This window comes from Paenibacillus sp. FSL P4-0113, from assembly GCF_038009305.1.
Taxonomy (GTDB): Bacteria; Bacillota; Bacilli; order Paenibacillales; family Paenibacillaceae; genus Paenibacillus; species Paenibacillus polymyxa_D.
Window position 1 is genome coordinate 3,338,698 of record NZ_JBBPAZ010000001.1, and the last position, 24,365, is coordinate 3,363,062.

Annotated in this window: 20 protein-coding genes and 1 pseudogene; 12 read left to right on the forward strand and 9 right to left on the reverse strand. The window is 47.3% G+C overall.

Features of this window, described 5'->3' with window-relative positions:
• The first annotated feature begins 10 nt into the window (after positions 1-10).
• Positions 11-715, forward strand: coding sequence for a Crp/Fnr family transcriptional regulator (locus tag MKX46_RS14275; protein WP_029518719.1), 705 nt, complete (start codon positions 11-13; stop codon positions 713-715).
• A gap of 130 nt (positions 716-845) precedes the next feature.
• Here the strand turns inward: MKX46_RS14275 and MKX46_RS14280 are convergent, their stop codons facing one another.
• The 4 genes from MKX46_RS14280 to MKX46_RS14295 all read right to left on the reverse strand — a co-directional run bounded on the left by MKX46_RS14280 (position 846) and on the right by MKX46_RS14295 (position 5,178).
• Positions 846-2,651 carry a glycosyltransferase 87 family protein gene (locus MKX46_RS14280; protein ID WP_341071378.1) on the reverse strand — a complete coding sequence of 602 codons (1,806 nt, stop codon included), beginning with the start codon at positions 2,649-2,651 and terminating at the stop codon, positions 846-848.
• A gap of 99 nt (positions 2,652-2,750) precedes the next feature.
• On the reverse strand, positions 2,751-3,461 hold the full coding sequence (locus MKX46_RS14285) for an MBL fold metallo-hydrolase (RefSeq protein WP_165145770.1): 711 nt from the start codon (positions 3,459-3,461) through the stop codon (positions 2,751-2,753).
• 375 nt (positions 3,462-3,836) lie between these two features.
• Positions 3,837-4,478 (reverse strand): SDR family oxidoreductase, encoded by a 642-nt coding sequence (locus MKX46_RS14290; protein ID WP_165145767.1) that lies wholly within the window; start codon positions 4,476-4,478, stop codon positions 3,837-3,839.
• Between the two features lie 100 nt (positions 4,479-4,578).
• Entirely contained in the window at positions 4,579-5,178 is a 600-nt protein-coding gene (locus tag MKX46_RS14295; protein WP_165145764.1) for a TetR/AcrR family transcriptional regulator, read from the reverse strand.
• Between the two features lie 243 nt (positions 5,179-5,421).
• Here MKX46_RS14295 and MKX46_RS14300 point away from each other — a divergent pair, with 243 nt between their 5' ends.
• The 6 genes from MKX46_RS14300 to MKX46_RS14325 all read left to right on the forward strand — a co-directional run bounded on the left by MKX46_RS14300 (position 5,422) and on the right by MKX46_RS14325 (position 10,308).
• The gene (locus MKX46_RS14300; protein WP_029518724.1) at positions 5,422-6,162 is read left to right on the forward strand and encodes an ABC transporter ATP-binding protein; all 741 of its coding nucleotides are present in this window, start codon (positions 5,422-5,424) and stop codon (positions 6,160-6,162) included.
• Positions 6,159-6,920 carry an ABC transporter permease gene (locus MKX46_RS14305; RefSeq protein ID WP_165145758.1) on the forward strand — a complete coding sequence of 254 codons (762 nt, stop codon included), beginning with the start codon at positions 6,159-6,161 and terminating at the stop codon, positions 6,918-6,920. Before MKX46_RS14300 ends, MKX46_RS14305 begins: the two co-directional genes overlap by 4 nt.
• Positions 6,921-7,043: 123 nt before the next feature.
• Complete coding sequence (locus MKX46_RS14310) at positions 7,044-7,391, forward strand: KGG domain-containing protein (RefSeq protein WP_029518726.1); 348 nt, start codon at positions 7,044-7,046, stop codon at positions 7,389-7,391.
• Positions 7,392-7,635: 244 nt separating this feature from the next.
• A complete protein-coding gene (locus tag MKX46_RS14315; protein WP_029518727.1) occupies positions 7,636-7,932 on the forward strand; it encodes a hypothetical protein in 297 nt (98 codons plus the stop codon).
• 89 nt (positions 7,933-8,021) lie between these two features.
• Positions 8,022-8,924: an AraC family transcriptional regulator gene (locus MKX46_RS14320; protein WP_029518728.1), complete on the forward strand. Its 903-nt coding sequence runs from the start codon at positions 8,022-8,024 to the stop codon at positions 8,922-8,924.
• Positions 8,925-9,420: 496 nt separating this feature from the next.
• Positions 9,421-10,308 (forward strand): copper amine oxidase N-terminal domain-containing protein, encoded by an 888-nt coding sequence (locus MKX46_RS14325; protein ID WP_341071379.1) that lies wholly within the window; start codon positions 9,421-9,423, stop codon positions 10,306-10,308.
• Positions 10,309-10,689: 381 nt separating this feature from the next.
• Here MKX46_RS14325 and MKX46_RS14330 read toward each other — a convergent pair whose 3' ends face one another.
• Positions 10,690-10,884 (reverse strand): hypothetical protein, encoded by a 195-nt coding sequence (locus tag MKX46_RS14330; protein WP_238437815.1) that lies wholly within the window; start codon positions 10,882-10,884, stop codon positions 10,690-10,692.
• Positions 10,885-11,195: 311 nt separating this feature from the next.
• On the opposite strand from MKX46_RS14330, the gene MKX46_RS14335 reads away from it, so the two are divergent.
• Positions 11,196-12,377, forward strand: coding sequence for a serine hydrolase domain-containing protein (locus MKX46_RS14335; RefSeq protein WP_341071380.1), 1,182 nt, complete (start codon positions 11,196-11,198; stop codon positions 12,375-12,377).
• On the opposite strand, the gene MKX46_RS14340 is transcribed toward MKX46_RS14335, so the two are convergent.
• The gene (locus tag MKX46_RS14340; protein ID WP_029518733.1) at positions 12,363-12,806 is read right to left on the reverse strand and encodes an Lrp/AsnC family transcriptional regulator; all 444 of its coding nucleotides are present in this window, start codon (positions 12,804-12,806) and stop codon (positions 12,363-12,365) included. The two genes, MKX46_RS14335 and MKX46_RS14340, sit on opposite strands and share 15 nt — an antisense overlap.
• A 156-nt stretch (positions 12,807-12,962) precedes the next feature.
• Here MKX46_RS14340 and MKX46_RS14345 point away from each other — a divergent pair, with 156 nt between their 5' ends.
• Positions 12,963-14,141, forward strand: coding sequence for an MFS transporter (locus MKX46_RS14345; RefSeq protein ID WP_341071907.1), 1,179 nt, complete (start codon positions 12,963-12,965; stop codon positions 14,139-14,141).
• Between the two features lie 147 nt (positions 14,142-14,288).
• Here MKX46_RS14345 and MKX46_RS25605 read toward each other — a convergent pair.
• Together MKX46_RS25605 and MKX46_RS14350 are read right to left on the reverse strand one after the other, a co-directional pair.
• Positions 14,289-14,399, reverse strand: a pseudogene (locus tag MKX46_RS25605) (SDR family oxidoreductase); the annotation flags it as partial.
• 143 nt (positions 14,400-14,542) lie between these two features.
• Positions 14,543-15,487, reverse strand: coding sequence for an AraC family transcriptional regulator (locus MKX46_RS14350; RefSeq protein ID WP_341071381.1), 945 nt, complete (start codon positions 15,485-15,487; stop codon positions 14,543-14,545).
• 166 nt (positions 15,488-15,653) lie between these two features.
• Between MKX46_RS14350 and MKX46_RS14355 the strand changes: the two genes are divergently transcribed.
• From MKX46_RS14355 to MKX46_RS14365, 3 genes are all read left to right on the forward strand, one after another.
• Positions 15,654-17,852, forward strand: coding sequence for a glycoside hydrolase family 52 protein (locus tag MKX46_RS14355; RefSeq protein WP_209947623.1), 2,199 nt, complete (start codon positions 15,654-15,656; stop codon positions 17,850-17,852).
• 35 nt (positions 17,853-17,887) lie between these two features.
• Positions 17,888-20,059: an alpha-glucuronidase family glycosyl hydrolase gene (locus MKX46_RS14360; RefSeq protein WP_341071382.1), complete on the forward strand. Its 2,172-nt coding sequence runs from the start codon at positions 17,888-17,890 to the stop codon at positions 20,057-20,059.
• A 306-nt stretch (positions 20,060-20,365) separates the two neighbouring features.
• Positions 20,366-23,956, forward strand: coding sequence for a family 14 glycosylhydrolase (locus MKX46_RS14365; protein ID WP_341071383.1), 3,591 nt, complete (start codon positions 20,366-20,368; stop codon positions 23,954-23,956).
• Positions 23,957-24,137: 181 nt separating this feature from the next.
• On the opposite strand, the gene MKX46_RS14370 is transcribed toward MKX46_RS14365, so the two are convergent.
• Positions 24,138-24,248, reverse strand: coding sequence for a putative holin-like toxin (locus tag MKX46_RS14370; protein ID WP_341071385.1), 111 nt, complete (start codon positions 24,246-24,248; stop codon positions 24,138-24,140).
• Positions 24,249-24,365 lie beyond the last annotated feature (117 nt).

The window sequence follows — 24,365 nt, forward strand, 5'->3', positions numbered from 1 at the left end:
TGTGAATGAGATGTCCTGCCCCTGCCAGTGCGAAAAGGAGCCCTGTGCCCGCAAAGTACCTATCTTTTCCTCTTTGTCCTGCGAAGATTTGTGTAAGGTCAGCTCCATGATCCGACACCGAAAATATCAGAAGGGTGAGGCCCTAATTATCGAGGAACAAGCATCCGATACGCTGTACATTATTAAAAGCGGGCATGTCAAGCTGCTGAAGATGACGCCTCAGGGTAAGGAGCAAATCCTGCACATTCTAACAACTGGCGATTTTTTTGGCGAGTTGAACATATTTAACAGCGATGAGCTGAGTAACTTTAGTGCGTATGCCTTAAAAGATACTGATATTTGTATGCTCACCAAGGATGATATGGAGCAGTTGATCCGCAACAATCCCGATATCTCTTTGAAGCTGCTCAAAACCATTACTAAACGCTTGGCACATACCGAAAATCTGGCTCAAAGCCTAGCTACCAAAGACCCGGAAATCCGTATCGCCTATATGATTCTTGAGCTTGGACATAAATACGGCAAGCCGGATGGCTCCAATATTAAAATAAATCTCCCCCTTTCACGCGAAGAAATGGCTAATTATGTGGGTGTCACCCGCGAAACCATCAGCCGTAAATTTGGAAAATTTGAACAGTTGGGGATTATTCATAGTAAGGGTACAAGAGAGATTACCATCTGCGATGTACAGAAACTGAATGAATATATGGATTGAGACATATATACACCAGGTTACTCTGGCATGAGGACAATAAAAAACCGCTTCTTTAACTTATGGATTGCAGTTGTTCTATCAACCACTTCCATTTCGTTAAAAGGCGGTTTTTACCATGTTTTATACTCCACTAACGATCAATTGTCGTGTTCACGCCTTGGGAAGACGCTCCCCATGCAGGCCGCGCTGAAGGAAGTTCTGGCGAAACTCCGTCTGTGGAAGGAGCAGTCTCAATCGTGGTCGATTGGGAGCAATCCCACACTACTTTGACCAAATACCCAAACAACAACACATTCAACAATGATGTCACACACAAAATAATATCGTATTGATCCCGAGAATTGGAGCTATAGAAGATATCAAAGGTATTCAGGAAAATCGTAAGACTGAATCCACCTGCAAGCCATAAAAATCTGCGGTCTCGCAAATACAGATACGCCAGTACAGCTAACGCCGCCGCAGGGAACAAATACCTTTCATGCATGCTGGAAGCGAAGGTAAATACACCTGCAATGAGTACCAGTGCAGCTGCCGCTGCAAATTGTGGTTTGCGACTACGGATATACATCCACCACGTGAACAGAGTCACCAGCACAATGCAGATCATACCCCATGTATGGTAACTAAACAGGAACAGCGTTGTAGTGTCCTGCGTATAATTGCCTCCGATCAGTGCAAAAAAGTTATACGCGTTCACCGAAGCATACGGATACTCGCCGACCGTTCCCTTGTATAGGTCAAGTAGCCATAACGGTTCCTGCCCCCACGAAAATGGCAATATAACCAGAATGGTCGTCACAACGACACCGCCCATGGACAACAGCCAAGGCTGTATTTTACGTTGTCTCAGCAGCTCAAAGAATAGAACAGGCCCATAAATAATTCCCTGCGGCTTCATCAATACGGCTAACGTAAACAATACGGCTGACCAGCCGACCCGGTTTTCCACAAGCAGCACAATCATGCCCACAATCAGCATAGTAAAGAAAGAATCTACCTGCCCCCAGAAGGTCGAATTGATAAATACAGCTGGGTTAAACACGTAAAATATAGCTAATCCAAGGCTTATTCCATAGCCGACCCGTTTGCTTGCCAACCGGTACAGCATGTACGCTGTCACGATATCGGCTAATATATTGGGAAGCCGCAGCAGTACGGACATATAGGGACCGAAAGCATCCGTAGAGCCGATTTGACCGATCACATATAAAATATAAATATAGAACGGAGGATAATCACTTGATCCGTTCGTGTAAAAGCCCGATAAGCTATCCGCTGCTGTCGTAGCCCAGTTCTGGAATAGCATTAAATCCATGTGACCCGAAATCCATGGGGCGATCGCCATTCTTAAAAAGAAACCCACACCCAGCACAGTCCACAGCATCAGTCCTCGATTACGTTCCCCGAGCTTCCATACACGAGCCCGAAACCGGTACGCGATAAACACGAACGCACCGAAGAACAAAGCGGCGAAAATCGCCAGCGGAGTAGCATAAGCAAATGAAGAATTCCCACTTCTTCCACCACTCATACCACCGCCAGGACCGCCCATGCCAGATCCGTTACCAGACATGCCTCCGGGGCCTCTGTGCTGACCGTCTCTGGCGGCACCACTGCTGTCCGATGCAGACGTATCCGTTCCAGCCATTGTACCTTGGTCACCCGATGTTGATGTCCCCTCAGTGGAGAAGTCGGTAGTTTGGCCTGTCGTCCCCTGGTCCTTGCTGTCAGCGCTATTCACCGAATCCAGCCCCCTCATACCTCCGCCAGGTCCGCCTCCTCCCCCAAACCCGCCGGATGGGCCCTGTCTAACAGCCGCAGACTGGGACGCGGAGCTACCTGAATAACTCCATAACGAAACGACACTAACGACAGCACACAATATGAGACTAAATAGAAGTATATATTTCAGACCGTTCGCTTTCCAAACGTTCAAATCCGATGCACCTCTCTCTGTTTCTATTTTCCCATATTGTATCTGCCTTAGCTTAGGACTTTGTGAGTTCTGGCTGAATGTTGGCTGAATACGGAATCATCACACTGAAGATTGTCGTTCCATCTCCATAATCGCCCTTTCCAGCTGAGATTGTGGATGCTTCAGCATGTTGCCGTGACCGACAGCTAATAAAGATGGATCGAAACTCGCCAGCTTTTTGGCGCTTTTCAGCGAAATTTCCTTGTTCCAGGTAGCCAGTGCCGGAAAAGGAAACAGCGGTTTAAGCCTTCCCGATACCGCTATACCTCCTCGGGTCTGAATGGCGTCGCCTGCAATTAACGCTCGGGTACGAGTATCCAAAAATGCCATCGAACCCGGCGTATGTCCTGGTGCGCTGATCGCCAACAGCGAACCTACATGATCCCCATCCTCCAGTAAAACGTCAGGCTGGGTAAGGATATGCTTCGGTACATCGCCCCGAATTAGAGTATCCGGTTCCCCTGCCTCCAACGATACATCGCCCTGTAGCAGCGGTGCGTCACGCCTTGAAATGAATACTTGCGCGTCAGGATACCTTGCCTTCAGCTTATCCAACGCACCCACATGATCCCCATGGGCATGGGTAAGTACAATTCGAATAATCGGCTGCCCGATCCGCGCCGCAGCCTGCTCTATACCACGGGTACTGTATGGCAATCCGGCATCTACTAAGGTGAGCCCCTCTTTCTCCTCCACCAAATAACAGTTCACCGGGAACAGCCGGGGCATAAACGTCAATTGATACAGATGCTGTACCTGAACAATACGCATTTCAGCTCATCTCCTTGTCTTCATCACAAACTAATCATATTAGTATTATAATTAATATAATTAGTTTTAAGCAACTGTTTTTGCTGCTATTCAGCCGGAGTTGGAGCTTGGGACTACTACGGGGACGATCACACTGAGAAAAACAGCAAAAAAGCATCCCCGGAACTCTGCCTCCGTGGATGCCTCTCAAAGCAAAAATTAGTCTTAGATACGAATCTTCCTGCACGCTCCCTTTGCCCAGTCTTGGGAATGGTGATATCGAGATGTCAGGAGATCCAGATATCATTGCAGAAACTTGGTACAACTTATACGAGAAAAAAGACAGCTTTGAAGAAACATTCCCAAAAGAAATGGATCCAACAACTTCATCCGTAATTACAGCCGGATTGCCTCAGCAATAGGCGTACTGCCAGACACCAGATTAATTGAACGATGATACGTCTGCTGTTCCTCCAGCACTGCTATGACCACTGCCGCCACATCTTCACGGGAAATGGTGTGGCTGGTGAAATCCTCACCGGTAGCAACTTTGCCGGTGCCCACATCATCCGTCAGGCCACCCGGACGAAGAATCGTGTAGTCCAGGTTGCTCGCTTCTAACAGGCGGTCAGCGTAATGCTTCGCCACATAATACGGTTTAATGGATTCGGGCCACTGCTCCCGTTTCTCCGCATGTAGGGCGCTGACCATAACGAAGCGTTGGATACCTGCTTGTTCGGCGGCTTCCATCGCCTTGACTGCTCCATCCAGGTCGATGAGCAGCGTTTTATCCGCTCCTGTTTTTCCACCGGAGCCTGCCGTGAATACGATAGCATCGCTACCTTTTATAGCTTCGGCAATTTCACCAACCGTCCCTTCGAGGTCAGCTACCACCGTTTCTGCTCCCAAACGTTCAAGCGCTTCAGCCTGATCCGAATGGCGGATCAACGCCTTTACACGATGCGATTTATTTTGCCCCAGTAGACGAACAAGATGTCTGCCTACTTTTCCATTTGCGCCAATCACCAGTACGTTCACTCATATCCCCCCTGTATTCAGAGTCTCTCATCTACATTATACAGATGTATTTTACCCTTCGGGTCTGCGACGCAATCATGTTAGCTGCATCAGGTTGAAATCAGACTTCTTTGGTCAGCTCACCATCTCGTTCTTGCTGCACACGTAGACCTGCCAAAAAGGTAGCCATCATCACCTCTATGCTCCGGTCCACCTCCACAGGCAAACCAAACCCGCCCTTTTGTTCAAGCGAGGCAAATCCATGAAGCAGGCTACGGAATCCCCTCGCTGCATGAATGCAATCTTCTTCCTTAAAGCCATAACCACTGGACAGGACGGTAATGACCAGCTCGGCCACGCGATCCGCAGCCTGCCTCATTTCGGTATCATTTCGATCAGTTGCATACTGCATCGCTTCATACAAACCGGGTCGCTCGCGAGCATACCGCATATACGCCTTCCCCATAGCGGTTAGCGCATCTGCGCCCGCTCTACCAACTGCTGCGCTCATCAAAGCTTCCTCCAACTGTTCGAGACTGTGCAATGCCAGTACTTGGCGCAGTCCGTTCAATCCGTCCACGTGGTTATACAAGGACGGAGGGCGAATGTGCAACTTTTGCGCCAGCGTGGTGAGCGTGACATCCCCCATCCCTTGTTCATTGGCAATGTCCTCGGCAGCCCGCAGAATATCTTGCAGCTTTACTCCGTTTCTAGGCGACATCATCCAGCCTCCTTTCATCGAATTTCTATGTAATTCGGTTCCTTATACATATACAGAATCGATCCAGATTCTATTTTAACTAATCCTGTTAGTTTATACAAAGAAAATGCCGTTTACCGCAGCCAACCTGCATCGAATCTTTACAGAAGAGCATAGCAGTCATTACTGATATAATAAAAAAATAAGATCATAGAACGGATCTGATCCCTTCCTCGATCCCCTACAAAGGAGCTAGCTATAACTATGGAACCCAAGCCACTTCCAGCTATTGAATTCAACCACATCATCAAATATTTCACCGGGTCCGGACGGCAACGTGCTGTTCTGAACGGGATTACGGCAAAAGTTTCCCCCGGCAAAATCACCACGTTGGTCGGTCCATCGGGGTCTGGTAAAAGCACGTTGCTTTCACTGTGTAACCTCCTAATGACACCGGATGAAGGGGAAATCCGTGTCCTCGACAAACCTATATCGGAGTGGGAGATCCCTGAACTGAGACGGAAAGTCGCATTGGTTTTTCAGGATGCCCCCATGCTTCAGGGAACTGTCCTGTACAATCTCCAAACCGTAGAACGGCTGCACGGTACAGTTCTGGATGACCCTGCCAGCCTGTTGGAACGCGTAGGGCTCACCCGCGATCTGTTGGAACAGAAGGCGCAGGAACTGTCTGGCGGACAAAGACAACGCTTGGCCTTGGCGCGGACGCTTGCGAACCGCCCGGATATTTTACTGCTGGATGAGATTACTTCTGCACTGGACCCTGCCTCGGTCAAAGAGGTTGAGGAACTGCTGCTGCAAATGAACAAAGAAGAGGGAACAACGATGATCTGGATTACGCATCATATGGAACAAGCCCGCAGAGTAGGCCACGAAACATGGCTAATGATCGACGGAAGACTGATAGAACAAGCGGATACGGAGACGTTTTTTAATGCTCCGCAGCATAGTGAGACCCGAAAGTTTGTAGCAGGAGAATGGGTATGACGATTGTTGCCTTGATTCTCTCTCTCGGTTTTGTATTTATCGCCATCGTCATGTCCAAATCCTTCAAACTCGGTCTGGACCGAGACATGATCATCGCCACGATCAGAGCGTCGGTTCAACTGCTGGCGATTGGATATGTATTGCATTTGATTTTTGGGATGCAAAGCTACGGATTTATCGTATTATTCATTCTGCTCATGATTACCGTAGCCTCACAAAATGTTGCGCGCAAAGGACGATTTATCCCCGGTCTCATGTGGAAGTCATTCCTGACTTTGCTGTGTGTGGAAATCGTTACACAGACATTCCTCATTGGCCTGCATATTATTCCGGCGACAGCCCGATATATGATTCCGATTAGCGGTATGATCATTGGCAGCTCCATGATTTTGTCCAGTCTGCTGGTATCCCGGCTCAAGTCGGAAGTCCTGCTGCGCAAGCCTGAAATCATGCTCATTCTGGCACTAGGCGGCACGCCTAGACAAGCCATCTTCCCTATACTCAAGGATTGCATACGTTCCAGTATGATTCCAACCATTGAGGGGCAGAAAACGCTGGGGCTTGTCCAGCTTCCCGGCATGATGACCGGACAAATCATCGCAGGTGCCAATCCGATTGCCGCTGTGCGTTTGCAATTGCTCATCGTATTTACCACCATGACCTCTGCTATTTTGACCAGCGTGCTGCTCAGCCTGTTCATTTATCCGGCATTATTTAACCGCCAGCAACAACTGCACACCGAAGCATGGGAACACTAATCAGGTGAATATCCCCAGTTATCTGCTATTTGGAAAAATAAAAGGGACATGTTTAATTCCTGACACAAAGGTTAATAGATACACGTACCCGCTTTACTAAAATTCGATGAGGAGTGATTGAACATGGCTAACAACAACCAAAATGGCAAAATGAGTCGCGAAGAAGCAGGACGTCTAGGTGGAGAAGCTACTGCTAAAAATCACGACAAAGAATTTTACCAAGAGATTGGCGAAAAAGGTGGCGAGGCCACTTCCAAAAATCATGGCAAGGACTTCTACCAGGAAATTGGTGAAAAAGGCGGCGAAGCCACTTCCAAAAACCATGACAAGGAATTCTATCAGGAAATCGGACGCAAGGGCGGCGAAGCCCGTGGCAATTCAGACCAAAGTGATAGCGACGGGAAAATGAGTAGGGAAGAAGCAGGCCGCAAAGGCGGCGAGGCTCGCGCACGCCAACGTAAAAATAATTGACAATAAAGCTATGCCGTCGGTGCAATCCTATGAAGAGGCACAGACTGCGTATAAACACAAAGTAAGTTGACGTTTATGTTATAAAAGCCTATCTGCCGGAAGAATGGCAGATAGGCTTTTTGTGTAAAAGTTACTTTCAACATCGGATCATACACCTTACAATATACATAAACAGGATAAATAACTAACCAATCATACATATTTTATTACAAATGAAAGAATGGATTATGGGAGGTTGGTGCGAATGTTGATTACAAAAAATAAAACGGCTGCAACTATTTTAAAAATTATATTTTTTTCACTAATTTTCAGCTGGATTTATTATTATTCAGGTCATCACTCGACAGAAATCGCTAAGCTAGTTAAAACTACAGATGATTACTTGGTCATACAGAGAGATACTTTTAACGGAGGTGGATATAAAGAATTATATATTTCCTCAAAGTCCGCGATCCCTCCTCTGGTTATAGGCAAACAATATTATTTCGTGTCTGATCAAAGGTACTTTCAACACCCATATATCCGCTATGTAGAGGAGTAAAGCAGAACAAGAGAAAAAAACACATGCAACTCAAGTCAAATATTCCTGCATTCCGGCTGTTAAGATGGAGTCGAAAGGAGGGAACGCTCGTGTATGAATGGAACGAAATGGTTCAGCTTATGATCGATTGGATTGATAATAATCTTACTTCAGCACCTTCGTTGTTGAGAATGTCCAATCAGTTAGGCTACTCCCCTTACTACTGTACAAAACAGTTTCATTCCCTTACAGGAATAACGTTAAGGGATTATGTGTGGATGCGCCGGATTAGCCGTGCCGCGCTAGAACTCCGAGATGGCAATGTCCGCATCCTCGATGTTGCAATAAAGTATGGGTTTTCTTCACAGGAGGCTTTTACACGGGCATTTGTAAAAGCATTCGAGGTAACTCCGGCTGTATACCAGAAGGAGCCCCGACCTATTCCGTTAGCCATTCGCGTTGAGGTGTTCTCTCCTTATCATTACCATTTGAAGGAGCGGGATAAGATGGTTAAGGATCATTTGCAAGAAGCTGAAGTCAAAATCGAGCATATACCAGCACACAAATTTATTGGAATCTGGGATACCTCTTCTCGAAACTACGGTGATTTCTGGAGAAACGGTCACAATTGTGATGAAATTTGCGGAACATTGGAAAGCATGTCTCATCTCAAGCTTCCCGAACAATTGGGCCAAACTGCGGGCTGGTTCTATCAGGATGGTCAGAAGGGATATCTCTATGGAATACCGGTTGCCGCTGACTACGCCGGAGAGATTCCCGCAGGAATGAGGTGCCGGGACATCCCCGAATCAGATTACCTGGTGTTTTTCCACCCACCCTTCAATTATTTAAAAAACAATGGAGACGTTATGAGAATGGTGGAGGAGAAAGCTTGGAACTTTGACCCTAGCAGCCTGGGGTATGAATGGGATGAGGAAACAAAGCAAGATTATCAGCGGCATTTCCCAGAAGGATACGGATACGCAGTGTTACGTCCAGTAAAAAAAGTGTAGAGAAAAAGAATCCGAAGAAGCCGCTACGATCAGGATGCTGTTCATCGTCTTGCTAAAGTCTGTTGAAAAATAATAACAGTTTATTACTGACGGGTTCCGTTTTGAGGTGCAATACACATCGAATTGACATTGTGGACACAATCCGATGTAAATACAGAATAAACCGATTCACTGAATCATACAGTTGTCGGTTTATTCTTGATCAGCATTTTTATTTTGCAAGTAACTATCAACGACGTTAACCCATTGTTCCCTTACCACTTCCGTTGTTTCCTGCGAATACAAACATAGTAGCAAACGGCTCACTCATGATAAAATATCCTGTTCTTTAATTCGTTCGACTTGATCATTACTCTACTCTTTAATTAACTTGCCTAGGTTGCGGGTACGATTCATCCAACCATCAACATCCCATCCAAATCATATATCGGGAGTATATCGTAAATCGAAAAGTCTGAAAGAATCCAGCGTCACTCAAATTGTGGAGGTATAGAATATGAGCTCTGTCTCAAAAGTAGCTTGCATATCTATTTTAGGTCTTACTTTAGGTGCGGGAGCAGCACAAGCTTCTTCGACACATATTATCGTTAATAATTCAATTGTATCCTCTGATGAAACTTACCAATCTCATGGGATTACCATGGTCCCATTAAATGCTGTTCAAAGTTTACCTGGTGTATCCATCACATGGAATAATAGCACCAAGACAGTCACAATAGATCGTAACGGTGAAAAAACACTATTAAAAGTTGGGCAGAAAAGTGCAACGCTTGGTTCAAAAAATATAACCTTGCCTGTTGTCACTACATTGAAAAACGGACGGATTATGGTCCCTCTCCGATTCATTGCTGATTCATCCAATGCGTATGTCTCCTGGAATCCAAAATCTCAGACGGCCTATGTAGCGAAAGCAAACAATGAAATAAAAAACAAATATACTTCGGATAAGCTTAATGTATCCAGAGGAGCAGCAATCAAACTTCCCAAAGTTAGCAATTTAAAAGAATATACACCCAAAGGGTATGAAAATCTGAACACAGACTATTATTTTCCTGAAGGCAAATCAAATTCGTTTTTTATTCAGGAGATGGATGTTATTTCATACTATAAAATCAGCAACGATTGTAGTGTATTAATATGGACAGCACGTTTTGACTCAACCAAAAGGGAGAGCAGTGGTCTATCCTTTTTGCCTTATAAATTAGTGGAACAAGACGGCCAGAAACCTACAATTCAAGGGCGAATAACCCATTTTAATTTCATGACCGCTGTTGGAGAAATCAGTTACAATCTCATTGACAATACTGGGAAAGAGATAAACCCAGGGCAAAAAACAGTTGATCCAACAAATTTCTTTTTTGATATCCCTGATGAACAAAAATGATCGAATTGACTTTGCATGCGTTCTTTTCCTCTTACATTAATAAAGACCAGAATCTAAGCTGGTACGTGGTAATAAATTGATACAATATTGGTTTGGAGGTATAGGCAATGAAATCTTTTCGTTTTTGGCTAGTCCTAATCTCGTGTCTAGTTATTACTGTAAATATTACGGGGAACGACGACTATAATATGCTATTGGCTATCGTTAGCCCGTTGGTTTGGATGTATGAATCATTTCGATTTGTGCGAGAAGCAGACATCCCCATAACCATTGTTTACTTCACTACACTAGTTTTCTGGTATCTCATTGGATACGCTTTGGACCGTTTGATTAGAAAATCAAAAAATTAAAATCACTTGAAATTATCTTCTAAATTATCGTCTACTTTGTCAGGCTCAAACTCGACCGTTCTGTTTTAAAGCGATAATAATCAGACAGTGAAAGCATCTTATCGTAATCGCGACTCATTGAAGCGTTCATATATTCTGAAAATGTCGATACAGCAGTCTCTTTGGGCTTATCGGGAAGTTTATAAGGTTCCTTATCCCCTCCAAAAGCCGTAACAATTACGGTCAAACCCCCTCCTAGGGCAACCAAGCAAGCCAACTTATTACGCGATACAAGCCTCAATAAACAAAACCCTCTTTGTTGTAAATTTTACCACCTATTTTCAACGTATCTCAACTTAAAAAGATGCTATAAAACGCAGCATAACTTCTTGTAAAACCCCATTCATTTAAATCTAAGGCCATCTCTTCAATATAATTTTATTTTAACGTAAATTCTCACTGAATACCTTTGTTACCTTATGTAATGTCGTCTTCCCATCCTGTAAACTAAGTTCCATCAAGCGGTAACCGCTGGATCATAGAGAGGATGAGATATTTATGAGTTTGGAAAATAGAGTTTTTGCGATACAAGCTGGTCTGGACGGACGTGTAAATGCAGTTATAGATCAAACCCTTGCCGAAAAGCGTCTGATCGGCACAGTCGTCATGATATATATGGATGGTTCACCCGTGTATGTCCGAGCGGCGGGGCTGGCTGATCGAGAAGAACAACGTCCTATGCATGAGGATGCTTTATTTCGGCTTTCTTCTGTATCCAAACCGATTGTATCTACTGCGGCTTTGGTTTTGGCAGCCCAAGGATTGATTAAGCTCGATGAATCTATTGAACGCTGGTTGCCCGATTTTCGCCCCCGATTAATCAGTGGTGAGCAGCCCTCCATTACAGTACGCCAATTGCTGACACATACTGCCGGGTTGACCTATGGCTTTTTAGAGGAAGAAGGCGGGGGTCCCTATCATCGTGCAGGCGTATCAGATGGCATGGATTTTTCAAATCTTACGCTGGAGGAGAACTTGCAACGTTTGGCTTCTGTGCCTCTGTTATATACACCGGGTAAAGCATGGGGATATTCGATTGCTACTGATGTGCTCGGCGCTATCATTAGCCGTGTATGTGGCACAACCCTTGATGCAGCTGTTAAAAAGCTCGTTACCGAACCTCTCGGTATGCACGACACCAGTTTCGCGGTCGCGGATGCCGGACGGCTTGCGGCTCCTTATGTCAACGATATATCAGAACCTCGGCGAATGCGTGAGCTTGAGGTTGCACAGGTTTTTGAGGGCACGGCAGGACTTCGTTTTCAGCCCGCGCGAGCCTTTGATCCCACGGCTTTCCACTCTGGTGGCTCTGGTATGATTGGCAGCGCAAAAGATTTCATGCGACTGTTGGAAACACTGCGAAACGGCGGCAATCCGTTACTTTCAGAGGAATGGGTCCGCGAAATGGGCACCATCCAGACCGGGAACCTTCCCTTGGCAGGCTGGCCGGGGCGGGGTTTTGGATTAGGATTCACCGTACTCCAAGATCCCGATGAAAGCGGAACAGCAGAATCACCCGGAACGTGGCGTCTCGGAGGAGCTTATGGTCATTCGTGGTTCGTTGATCCCGCACTAAGACTCAGTGTGGTCGCCTTTACCAATACAGCATTTGAAGGGATGTCAGGTCCGTTTACAACCGAGCTTTGCCAAGCCATTTACGGTAGCTCAAATAGGGTCTAATAAAGTAGGGGTTACATGTTTATGGTCTACAGGCGAGGACAGGACAATTAACGTGGTAGAGTGCCCATGCTTTCCACACTCATCCCCGAACTGCTCCAGCTTGAGCATAGACTCAACCATGACTTTCAGTAAGTAATTTTGCTCGCCGCTGATTCTATGGCACTCAATGACTTCAGGTGCAGATTGGCAAAACTCAACAAATGAATTACATTGATTCGTGTGCACGAGCACGTGAGCCATGATCGGTTTTCCAACTTTCTCATGTGAAACTGTGGCACGATATCCGGTGATAATACCTTTATCCTCCATGCGCCGTACTCTTTCCGTTACGGCAGGCTGGGAAAGTCCAACCTCCTTACCCAGCTCGGTCATGGAGATACGCGCCTGGTTTTGTAGACACAACAAAATTTTATGATCCACTTGGTCCATCAAATCCATCTCCTTAAGTTCAAGGCAATATTGCAAAAATACAATTATTATTGTGTGTTATTTCGAGTATTGACTTATTATTTTATGATTTAATGAAATATTAGCATGCCAAATCAAGGACGTAAAGTAGGAGGACATGGAGAGGGAATGAAACTAATGAAATATAGTAAGCCTCTGCTTTTCATCGCACTTGGCCTATTTGGTGTATACACGATTGAGTTCGGTGTGGTTGGCATTTTGCCGGTCATCATTGAACGTTTTCATATTACGGCAGCTCAGGCCGGGTTTCTTGTCAGTTCATTTGCATTGGTCATCGCGCTGTTCGGTCCCTTCATGGTGCTATTGATGTCCAGGTTTAACCGCAAGCGAATCATGACAATGTCGTTGTTTGTTTTTGCCATAACAAGCTTGCTGTCAGCCTATACATCCAACTTTTATATACTAGTGATTTTACGTATCATTCCGGCTCTGTTTCACCCGGTGTATTTCTCGCTTGCCTTTGTCGCTGCTACTGCGTTGTATCCCCCGGAAAAGGCAACGCAAGCTTCCGCCAAGGCCTTTCTCGGCACGAGCATGGGAATGGTACTCGGTATTCCAATTACGGCCTATATCGCCAATCAAATTTCATACGAGGCCTCCTTCTGGTTTACTGCGGTAGCGAATGGGATTGCAGGGATTGGTATTTTATTCATGCTGCCGGATACACCACAAGCCGAAATGTTCTCCTACCGGAAGCAGCTTGGCATTTTGCGTAAAATACCGCTGTGGCTCAATATCGGGGCAGCTACTTTTATATTTGCAGCCATGTTCTCGGTGTATAGCTATTCTGCCGAATATTTGGGGCAAAACACAGGGATGAGCAGCAATGTTATCAGTTTTCTGCTTATTATTTTCGGCATCGGCGGAATGCTCGGCAATCTATTGGCTGGCAAGCTCATGGGCTTGCATAAGGTTCGCACCGCTCTTTTTCATCCAGTAGTCTTGGGGGGCACCTATTTGCTGCTGTACGGGATCAGTTCTTCATTTATTCCTACGCTCTTCATCATTATTGTGTGGGGGGCCGTTCATACCAGCGGACTGATTGTCGCCCAGATTTGGGTGATTGATGAGGCCAAAGAAGCTCCCGCGTTTGCCAACAGTCTTTACATCTCGTTTATTAACCTGGGGGTTTCACTGGGCTCGCTGGCAGGGGGATGGTTTATTGCCAGAGCGGGCATCCAGGGGACGCTGTGGAGCGGTTTGCTGTTCGCCATGCTGGCGATGGTATGTATCGGGACTAGAGTAATTTATCCACGTATTTTTCGAAAATATAAAAGGTTAGATGTGCAAAACTAAAAAGTTGCAAGAGGGCCAAGCCTGTTATCATAAAAAAAACCGGTCAACCACTTTGTATGGGGTTGAACCGGTTTTTGTTTAATGATTTATTCCTGCCTTTCGGATTGGATCAGAATGAAATCTGCACTTCGTTGCGAATTGAATCAACGTATAACCGCCATCTGGGAACAGCACGCTTCCGGTGGTAAACTTGTTCGTCATCAGATACAACACAGCATGTGCGATTCCCTCATTATACCCACCCCGGTGGTAAACAGATGGTCGAATGCTCCGACTTTTTCAAAAAACGCCTGAACCTCTTCCTCTATTTGATTATTAAGCATGTTGATTATGTAAATTCGTATTATTCTCAGCTACTCTATGGGGATCATATCATAACTATTTTAAAGGAATACTTATTTTTATTCAGATGGGCTTTCCTGCACCGAGCTTTTGCGATAGGATGTCGGCGATTGGCCCGACCAGCGCTTGAACTGTCTGCTAAAATGCGCAATATCCCCATAGCCGAGCATATCGGCAATTTGTTGCACCGACCATTGCGGATCAGCCAACAGCAACTTGGCCTCATGCAGCACAAGCCCGGATAGATATACACGGGGAGAAACGCCGAAAACACTACGGAATACACGATTACAATGGGATACGCTAATACCTAGCTCGGATGAAATCCCCTCGATCCCATCCTGTTTTTCCACCGAGCCAGCCTGCCCATAGGGCTGATTCACTCTGCCCTGAAGACGACTGGCAATCTGATGGGCAAGCTCTGCCTGCACATATCCACGCCCCGGCAGATGAGCGGCTTCGCTGGATACAGCCTCCCACAACGTTGCGAACAGTTCAAACACAGCAGATTGAATCCGCATTCGCTTTGCCACCGAATCACTACCAATTCCTATGTCTTCCGGCGTTGAAAGATCGAGCAACTTGCCCAGCGCTGGTCCCATCTGCCCTGCCACTGTGCCTTCAGCTGGAAACAGCACCTGCTCCAGACGACTCAGCAGCGAGAGAAACAGCTTATCATCAATGTCGAAATGCATACAAAAATACGTAAATCCCTCTCCGTTACTATGACTGGAGTGAACAATCCCCGGACGCAGCAGCACCAGATCACCCTGTCGCTGGGTATAGCTGCGACCATCCACAACCGTGATCTGTTCTCCCGCAAGCACGATGTTAATTTCATATTGAGGATGCTCGTGTGGCGGATAGCTCCACTCTCTTCCCACACTTCGTGTATGAATGGCAAACAGATTGACTGTGGTCCGCACATCGGGAAAAAAGAATTCCTCTCCGGCAGCTGTAAGGTCCGGATGATGGGGACGCTTCGGTAAACGTGGTGACGACATGTTTTCCCTCCTGGCTTACTTACATGGATATACCCCAGTATATCGCTTTCAGCGCGATTTGGATAAATAGTTGAGCGATTTGACAATGGTTCCCCACCACATGACATGCTAGGCTCTAAGTGAAGTTAATCAAAGTTGAACTTTATCATGAAAGGGGTTTCATTATATGTCGAAAAATATATTTTATAACACACAGCATGCACCTATCGGTTCTTTTTCCAGCTTTACACTTGGGTTTAAGGGTAATCGCGGCGGACTTGGTTTGGAGCTGGGCAAGCCTGCCGACGAAAATGTATATATCGGGCTGCAATCCAGAGATGGCGAATCATACGAGGCGCTTCCCTTCTTTGCATCCACACAGGATGAAAGTGCCCGCTACGACGTGGAGAAAAAGGGTAAACGAACGGAACCGCAGCTTATGGCCTTTGCTGATTCCGACATTACCCGTGAGCTAAAAGTAGGAACGGATACATGGCAGGCCGGCGATTTGACGTTCCGGCTGTACTCTCCTGTTCGCCCGGTACCCGAGCCGGGAATTGCAGGTATGGATGAACTGCGAGCAGCGTTGGTTCCGGCGGTATTCGCCGAGCTAACCGTCGATAACACGCAGGGGACTGCAGCGCGAAGAGCTTTTTTCGGCTATCAGGGCAGTGATCCGTATAGCGGCATACGCATTATAGGAGAAGATCCGCGCAGGGACACTACGGATTCTACCCCATTGGAGGAAAGACTCACAGGCATCGGCCAAGGGCGCAGTACAGCCATTGTGACCAACAGCAGCGAAGCAGTACCTGCCAGCGGATTCGCAATGGAGAAGCTGCTTGGGGAGACCATGGCCGAGAATTTATCCTTTGGCCTGGGCACGACGGGTGCGCTCCTGATGGACGTTCCCGCAGGTGAGAAGCGCACATATGCCTTCGCCATATGCTTCTATCGCGGCGGCATTGTGACAACAGGCATCGAAGCGTCGTATTACTATACCCAGCTGTTCAAGGATATTGAGGACGTGGGAAACTATGCGTTGAAGCATTTTACAGACCTGACTGCAGCCTGTGTTCAGGCTAATCGCTGGATGGAGTCGGCAGACCTGAGCCCGGACCAGAAATTTATGCTCGCTCAGGCGATCCACAGCTACTACGGCAGTACTCAACTGCTGAGTCACCAAGCGGACGGAGAACCGATCTGGATTGTGAACGAAGGCGAGTATCGGATGATGAATACCCTCGATCTGACGGCGGATCAGCTTTATTATGAATTGATTTTGAATCCATGGACGGTACGCAACGAGCTGGAGTGGTTTGTCCAAAGGTACAGCTATCGGGATGAGGTACGCTTTCCGGGAGAGGAACAGACCTATCCCGGTGGTATCACGTTTACCCATGATATGGGCGTAGCCAACGTGTTCTCCCGGCAGGGATACTCCTGTTATGAGCTGGCAGGGATTGACGACTGCTTCTCTTACATGAGCCACGAGGAACTGGTGAACTGGCTTTGCTGCGTCACGGTATATATCGAGCAGACACAGGATCAGTCATTTACGACACGTATGCTACCTGTTTTGTGTGACTGCTTCGAAAGCATGCTACGACGGGATCACCCCGACCCGGCACAACGAAACGGCTTGATGGGCTTGGACAGCTCTAGAACCCGGGGAGGCGCGGAAATTACGACCTACGACAGTCTGGACGTATCTCTGGGTCAGTCCCGCAACAACATCTATCTGGGCAGCAAATGCTGGGCGGTATATGTTGCTCTGGAAAAGATATTTGCCTCAAAAGGGCTTAACTCCCTTTCACAGGAGGCTGGCTTACAGGCAGACAAATGCGCAGCAGCGATCACAGCACATATGACAGACAAGGGCTATATTCCAGCAGTTATTCAGGAAGGTAATGACTCGCAGATTATTCCTGCCATTGAGGGGCTGATCTTTCCTTACTTTACAGGATGTGAGGCTGCGCTTAAGTCTGATGGACGGTTCGGTGGATATATCCAAGCACTGCGGCGTCATTTGGAAACTGTGCTGGTACCGGGAGTTTGTCTGTTTGAAGACGGAGGCTGGAAGCTGTCCTCGACCAGTAACAACTCCTGGCTGAGCAAAATCTATCTGTCACAGTTTATTGCCCGCGAGCTGCTGGAACTGCCTTGGGAAGAAGCTGGGCAGGCCGCAGACGCTGCCCACGTCTCATGGCTCCTTCACCCTGAAGAATCCTATTGGTGCTGGAGCGATCAGATACTCTCGGGCATTGCCCATGGCAGTAAATATTATCCGCGCGGAGTTACCGCTATTTTGTGGCTGTATGAAGGCAACGGCAACCGTCTGACTCTCCCAGAGCATATGAGTCAGGATCAGAAACAGCATGTCTGAGGATCATCTTCACCTGCCCAAAAGGAGGCTCCAATATGAGCAAGCTTATGGATATGCCAAAAGAAAGCGGCTATGCGGCTTGGCTGCATTACAGCCGCAATAGTAAGGTACAAAAGCTGCCCGCTTGGTGCAGGGTCATCGTGGTCCATGAGACAGATGAAGTGCTTCAATCGGCTGCGAGTGAGCTTCAGCACGGATTGACCTCCATGTTTGGACAGCAGCCGAAAATCAGCACCGTTCCTGTAAATGCGCCATTCATTGCGCTGGGTACGTTCCCAACGCATCCTTTGGTCGCAGAACGATTCAGTGCGACGGAACAGGCAGAAGTGGGCGCGGAAGGCTACCGAATTCGCGGGCTAGAGATGCCAGATCCGGCATATTCAGCTTTGCACAGTAACGATGAGTTCAAAGGACCGTACGTTATAGTCGCGGGGCAGACCTCCAAAGGCGTATTGTATGGAGTCTTTCATCTGCTGCGCTACCTTCAAGGAGGATTAGACGGCAAACTGAAACCCGCCGCCGAGGAATCATTGCACGCTCCCCTTCTAGACCTATTGTCTAATCCAGCTAATCCCATCCGTATGATCAACCACTGGGATAACATGGATGGTAGTATTGAACGCGGGTATGCGGGTGGGTCCATTTTCTACGACAATAATGCCTTTACTGCAAATATGGAGCGCCTGCGAGACTATGCCCGTCTACTCGCTTCTGTAGGCATTCAAGCGCTATCCATTAACAATGTGAATGTCCATCAGGTAGAAACCGAGCTGATTACAGATAAATTCCTACCGGATGTGGCCAAAGTAGCTGCGGTATTCCGCGCCTATGGCATACAGATCTACTTGAGCATTAACTATGCCAGTCCTATTCAGCTCGGCGGGTTAACTACAGCCGATCCCTTGGAACCAGCTGTAGCTGAATGGTGGCAGACCAAAGCCCAGGAAGTTTACGCCGCCGTTCCTGATCTGGGTGGTTTTGTGGTCAAAGCCGATTCCGAAAATCGGCCCGGACCGTTCAGCTACGGGCGCCATCACGCCGATGGAGCCAATATGCTGGCAGATGCGTTGCAGCCCTATGGCGGACGTGTGATTTGGCGCTGCTTTGTCTACAATTGCAAGCAGGACTGGCGCGATCGCAAGACGGATCGGGCCCGCGCAGCCTTTGACCATTTTAAACCACTGGATGGGCTGTTTCGGGAGAATGTCATTTTACAGATCAAAAATGGCCCCATGGATTTTCAGGTGCGGGAGCCTGTCTCCCCCCTGTTCGGTGGGCTGGAATCCACTCAGGTGCTGCTGGAATTTCAGATTGCGCAAGAGTACACCGGCCAACAGAAGCATCTATGTTACCTTGTTCCGCAATGGAAGGAAGTATTGGATTTTGATACCTACGCCCAAGGAAAAGGCTCCACCATCAAGCGTATTGTGAGTGGCGCCCTGCATTCTCCCAAACCTACCAACTATGGAATAGCCGCTGTATCCAATATTGGTGCAGACACCAATTGGACCGGACATTTGCTCGCCCAGTCCAATCTTTATGGCTATGGTCGACTGGCATGGGACCCGGAGCTGTCTGCGGAGGAAATCGCTGATGAGTGGGTTCGGCTGACGTTTGGCAGACAAGGGAATAGCGAAGGCGACACAGATTTAATTTCTACCATTAAGCAGATGCTGCTCGATTCATGGAATATCTACGAATCCTACACCGCCCCTCTGGGGGTCGGCTGGATGGTCAGTCCCGATCACCACTATGGGCCGGATGTAGACGGGTACGAATATTCCAAGTGGGGAACCTACCATTTTGCTGATTGCCGAGGGATTGGAGTAGATCGCACGACCGCAACCGGGACCGGCTATGCAGGACAATATTTTGCTCCCCATGCCGATATCTATGAATCTACGGACACCTGTCCGGATGAGCTGCTCTTATTCTTTCACCATGTTCCTTATACACACTTGCTCCATTCCGGCCAAACTATCATACAGCACATTTATGATACCCATTTTGAAGGTGCAGAACGTGCGGCCCATCTTCGAGACACATGGGTTAGTCTACGAGGGCAGCTGAATGATACCATGTATGAACAGGTGTTGGAGCGGCTGGAGCATCAGGCTGAGCATGCCAAAGAATGGCGGGATCGGATCAATACGTATTTCTACCGTAAAAGCGGCATTGCCGACCAGAAGGATCGCTCTATTTATTAAGCAGGCTGTCTCGGCAATACTTTCCATACAGACTGGAACAAGACTTTTATACGCTTAGGTTCATTTTCTCCTATACTGGCTTGGCTATCCGCACATCACTAAAGGGCATGCGTCTCCTCAGACCTATGCCTTATTTTTTTGCCTGTAGACTTTTAGGCACACGGTTGCTTACGTAAAATGTCATATTTGTCCACCTTGAGTGCGCAATAAATTCTTCTTTTTATGCAACCGCTTGCTTTATACTATTTTTGTAGACGTTTACAAAATGTTGTCGAATTAGACTATGCTTTGGGGAGGATGATCGGTTTGACCTTGTATCGAAGTCTATGGAAAAAAGGGTGTATGCTTCTACTAAGCCTTGTGCTGTCTCTGACCGCCTTCATTGGCTCACCCTCTAATACGGCGAGCGCAGCGGTTGCAGATGATTTTCAAGCTTCCGTCATGGGACCGCTGGCGAAAATCAATGACTGGGGTTCCTTTAAAAAGCAGCTACAAACGTTGAAAAACAATGGCGTGTATGCCATCACTACCGACGTCTGGTGGGGCTATGTGGAGAGCGCAGGAGATAACCAGTTCGATTGGAGCTACTACAAGACCTATGCAAATGCCGTGAAAGAAGCGGGACTGAAGTGGGTTCCTATTATCTCTACGCATAAGTGTGGAGGAAATGTGGGAGATGACTGTAACATCCCACTGCCAAGCTGGCTGCCGAGCAAGGGCAGTGCAGATGAAATGCAATTCAAGGACGAAAGCGGCTATGCCAATAGTGAAGCCCTCTCCCCATTGTGGAGCGGAACCGGTAAACAATATGACGAGCTGTATGCCTCATTCGCTGAAAACTTTGCCGGATATAAAAGTATCATTCCCAAAATTTATTTGAGCGGCGGTCCTTCTGGGGAATTGCGCTATCCGTCCTACTATCCAGCAGCAGGGTGGAGCTACCCGGGACGAGGCAAGTTCCAAGCTTATACTGAAACAGCCAAAAATGCATTCCGCACAGCTATGAATGACAAGTACGGATCATTGGACAAGATTAATGCTGCTTGGGGCACCAAGCTGAGCAGTCTTAGCCAAATCAATCCACCGACCGATGGGGACGGATTTTACACGAACGGCGGATATAATTCCACATATGGAAAGGATTTTCTGTCGTGGTACCAAAGTGTACTTGAGAAGCATCTGGGCGTCATCGGAGCAGCGGCCCACAAAAACTTCGATTCTGTGTTTGGTGTCCGGATCGGGGCCAAAGTTTCCGGTCTGCACTGGCAAATGAACAATCCTGCTATGCCGCACAGCACAGAACAAGCAGGTGGATATTATGATTACAACCGTCTCATTCAGAAATTCAAGGATGCCGATCTAGACTTGACATTTACTTGCCTGGAGATGAGTGACAGTGGCACAGCACCGAATTATTCCTTGCCGTCCACCCTGGTTGATACCGTCTCCTCCATCGCGAATGCCAAGGGTGTTCGCCTGAATGGTGAAAATGCACTCCCGACAGGCGGCAGCGGCTTCCAAAAAATCGAGGAGAAAATCACGAAGTTCGGTTATCACGGGTTTACGTTATTGCGCATCAACAATCTCGTCAACAATGATGGCTCACCAACCGGTGAGTTGAGTGGATTCAAACAATATATCATCAGCAAAGCCAAGCCTGACAATAATGGCGGTACAGGCAACAAAGTAACGATATACTACAAAAAAGGCTTTAACTCACCTTACATTCACTACCGTCCGGCTGGCGGAAGCTGGACTGCAGCGCCAGGTGTGAAAATGCAGGATGCCGAAATTAGCGGCTATGCTAAAATTACCGTCGATATCGGTTCCGCCTCCCAATTGGAAGCCGCTTTTAATGACAGCAATAACAACTGGGACAGCAACAACACCAAAAACTACTCCTTCAGCACGGGCACTTCTACGTACACGCCCGGTAACAGCGGCAATGCGGGAACGATCACATCTGGCGCTCCAGCGGGTACGATTCCCGGGGATGGCGGCGGTACAACTAACAAGGTAACGGTATACTACAAAAAAGGCTTTAACTCGCCTTATATTCACTACCGCCCAGCTAACGGAAACTGGACTGCCGTACCCGGTGTGAAAATGCAGGATGCCGAGATTAGCGGCTATGCCAAAATTACCGTTGATATCGGTTCTGCCTCCCAATTGGAAGCTGCTTTTAATGACGGCAATAACAGTTGGGACAGCAATAACTCGAAGAACTACCTTTTCAGCACTGGAACTTCTACCTACACACCCGGCTTGAACGGGGCTGCAGGATCTATCCGAACGGGGGCACCTTCGGGGGGCGTCCTCAGCGTAGGGGCTTCTACCTACGCAACCGACCTCAACGAAGTGGCAGGACCTATCCCAACAGAAAAACTTTCGGGTGTAACCTTAAACGTAAGCACTTCTACCTACACACCCAATGTTAACGGAGTTGAAGTAACTGCTCAAACGGAGGCGCCTTTAGGCGCCTTCACTCCTATAGATCCGGGTACCCTTTCCAAGCCAACTCCCCTCAACGTAGACTGGAGCGAACAAAGCATTTATTTTATCATGACAGACCGATTTAGCAACGGAGATCCGTCCAACGATAACTACGGTGGCTTCAATTCCAACAACAGCGATCAACGCAAGTGGCATGGTGGCGATTTTCAAGGTATTATTAACAAACTCGACTACATTAAAAATATGGGGTTTACCGCGATCTGGATTACTCCGGTAACGATGCAAAAGAGTGAATACGCTTACCACGGCTATCATACGTATGATTTTTATGCGGTAGACGGGCATCTCGGTACAATGGACAAGTTCAAAGAGCTGGTTGGTAAGGCACATGACAAAAATATCGCTGTGATGCTGGACGTCGTCGTGAATCACACAGGTGATTTCCAACCGGGGAACGGCATCGCCAAAGCTCCTTTTGACAAAGCAGACTGGTATCATCACAATGGTGAAATTACAGGGGGGGACTACAACTCCAACAACCAATGGAAAATTGAAAATGGTGATGTGGCAGGACTGGATGACCTAAATCATGAAAATCCCGCTACCGCAAACGAGCTTAAAAACTGGATCAAATGGCTGCTGAATGAGACAGGCATCGACGGACTGCGGTTGGATACCGCCAAGCATGTACCGAAGGGTTTTCTAAAGGATTTTGACCAAGCCGCCAATACCTTCACCATGGGTGAAATTTTCCATGGCGACCCTGCTTATGTGGGGGATTACACCCGGTATCTCGATGCCGCATTGGATTTTCCGATGTATTATACAATCAAGGATGTCTTCGGACACGATCAATCCATGAGAAAAATCAAGGAACGCTACTCCGATGATCGTTACTATCGCGATGCCCAGACCAACGGTGTATTTATTGACAATCATGATGTAAAACGTTTCCTGAATGACGCCTCCGGCAAGCCGGGTGCTAACTATGACAAATGGCCACAGCTCAAAACTGCTTTGGGCTTTACTCTGACATCACGCGGAATTCCAATCATCTACCAAGGTACTGAGCAAGGCTTTAATGGCGGAGATGATCCCGGCAATCGGGAGAATATGGCTTTCAACTCCAACCATGACCTGTATCAGTACATCGCTAAGCTGAACAATGTGCGCAACAACCACCCTGCTCTGCAAAACGGCAGCCAAAAGGAAAAATGGGTGGACGACTCCTTTTACAGTTTTCAGCGCTCTAAAAACGGTGACGAGGCCATCGTATTTATCAACAACTCCTGGAATAGTCAAACCCGCACGATTGGCAACTTCGATAATCTGTCCAACGGAACTCGCCTGACCAACCAATTAGGCAACGATTCCGTTCAGATTAACAACGGTTCGGTTACCGTGACTCTTGCTCCAAAGGAAGTTAAAATTTTCACCAAGTAACGGTCCCATTCGGTTACATTGGTTATTCAGATGTGCTAAAATGAGTTATAGAAGGATATACTAAAAAAAGAGCAAGGATGCTGGTAACATCCCTACTCTTGGCAACAGCCGCTTTGAAGAGCGGTCGGCTGTTCAAAGGCGATCTACAGAAATAGACCGTTTTCCCCTTGAGCAGGGCGGTCTATTTCTTTTTGTTTTGGTTCAACGCAATAACAATCGTAACGATTAATCCGATCAACGCTATTAATAGCGTGCCGAACATCATTAATGTCAGAGCATCCTTAACCTCCACAGGCATCACCTCCCTTCCGGGAGATTAGCCGACCGCCCACCTAAGCCATTCTGTTGTTACTGGAATTATAGCACGTAAATCCGTCCTTAAGCGACAACATTTTACAGATTCATCCAG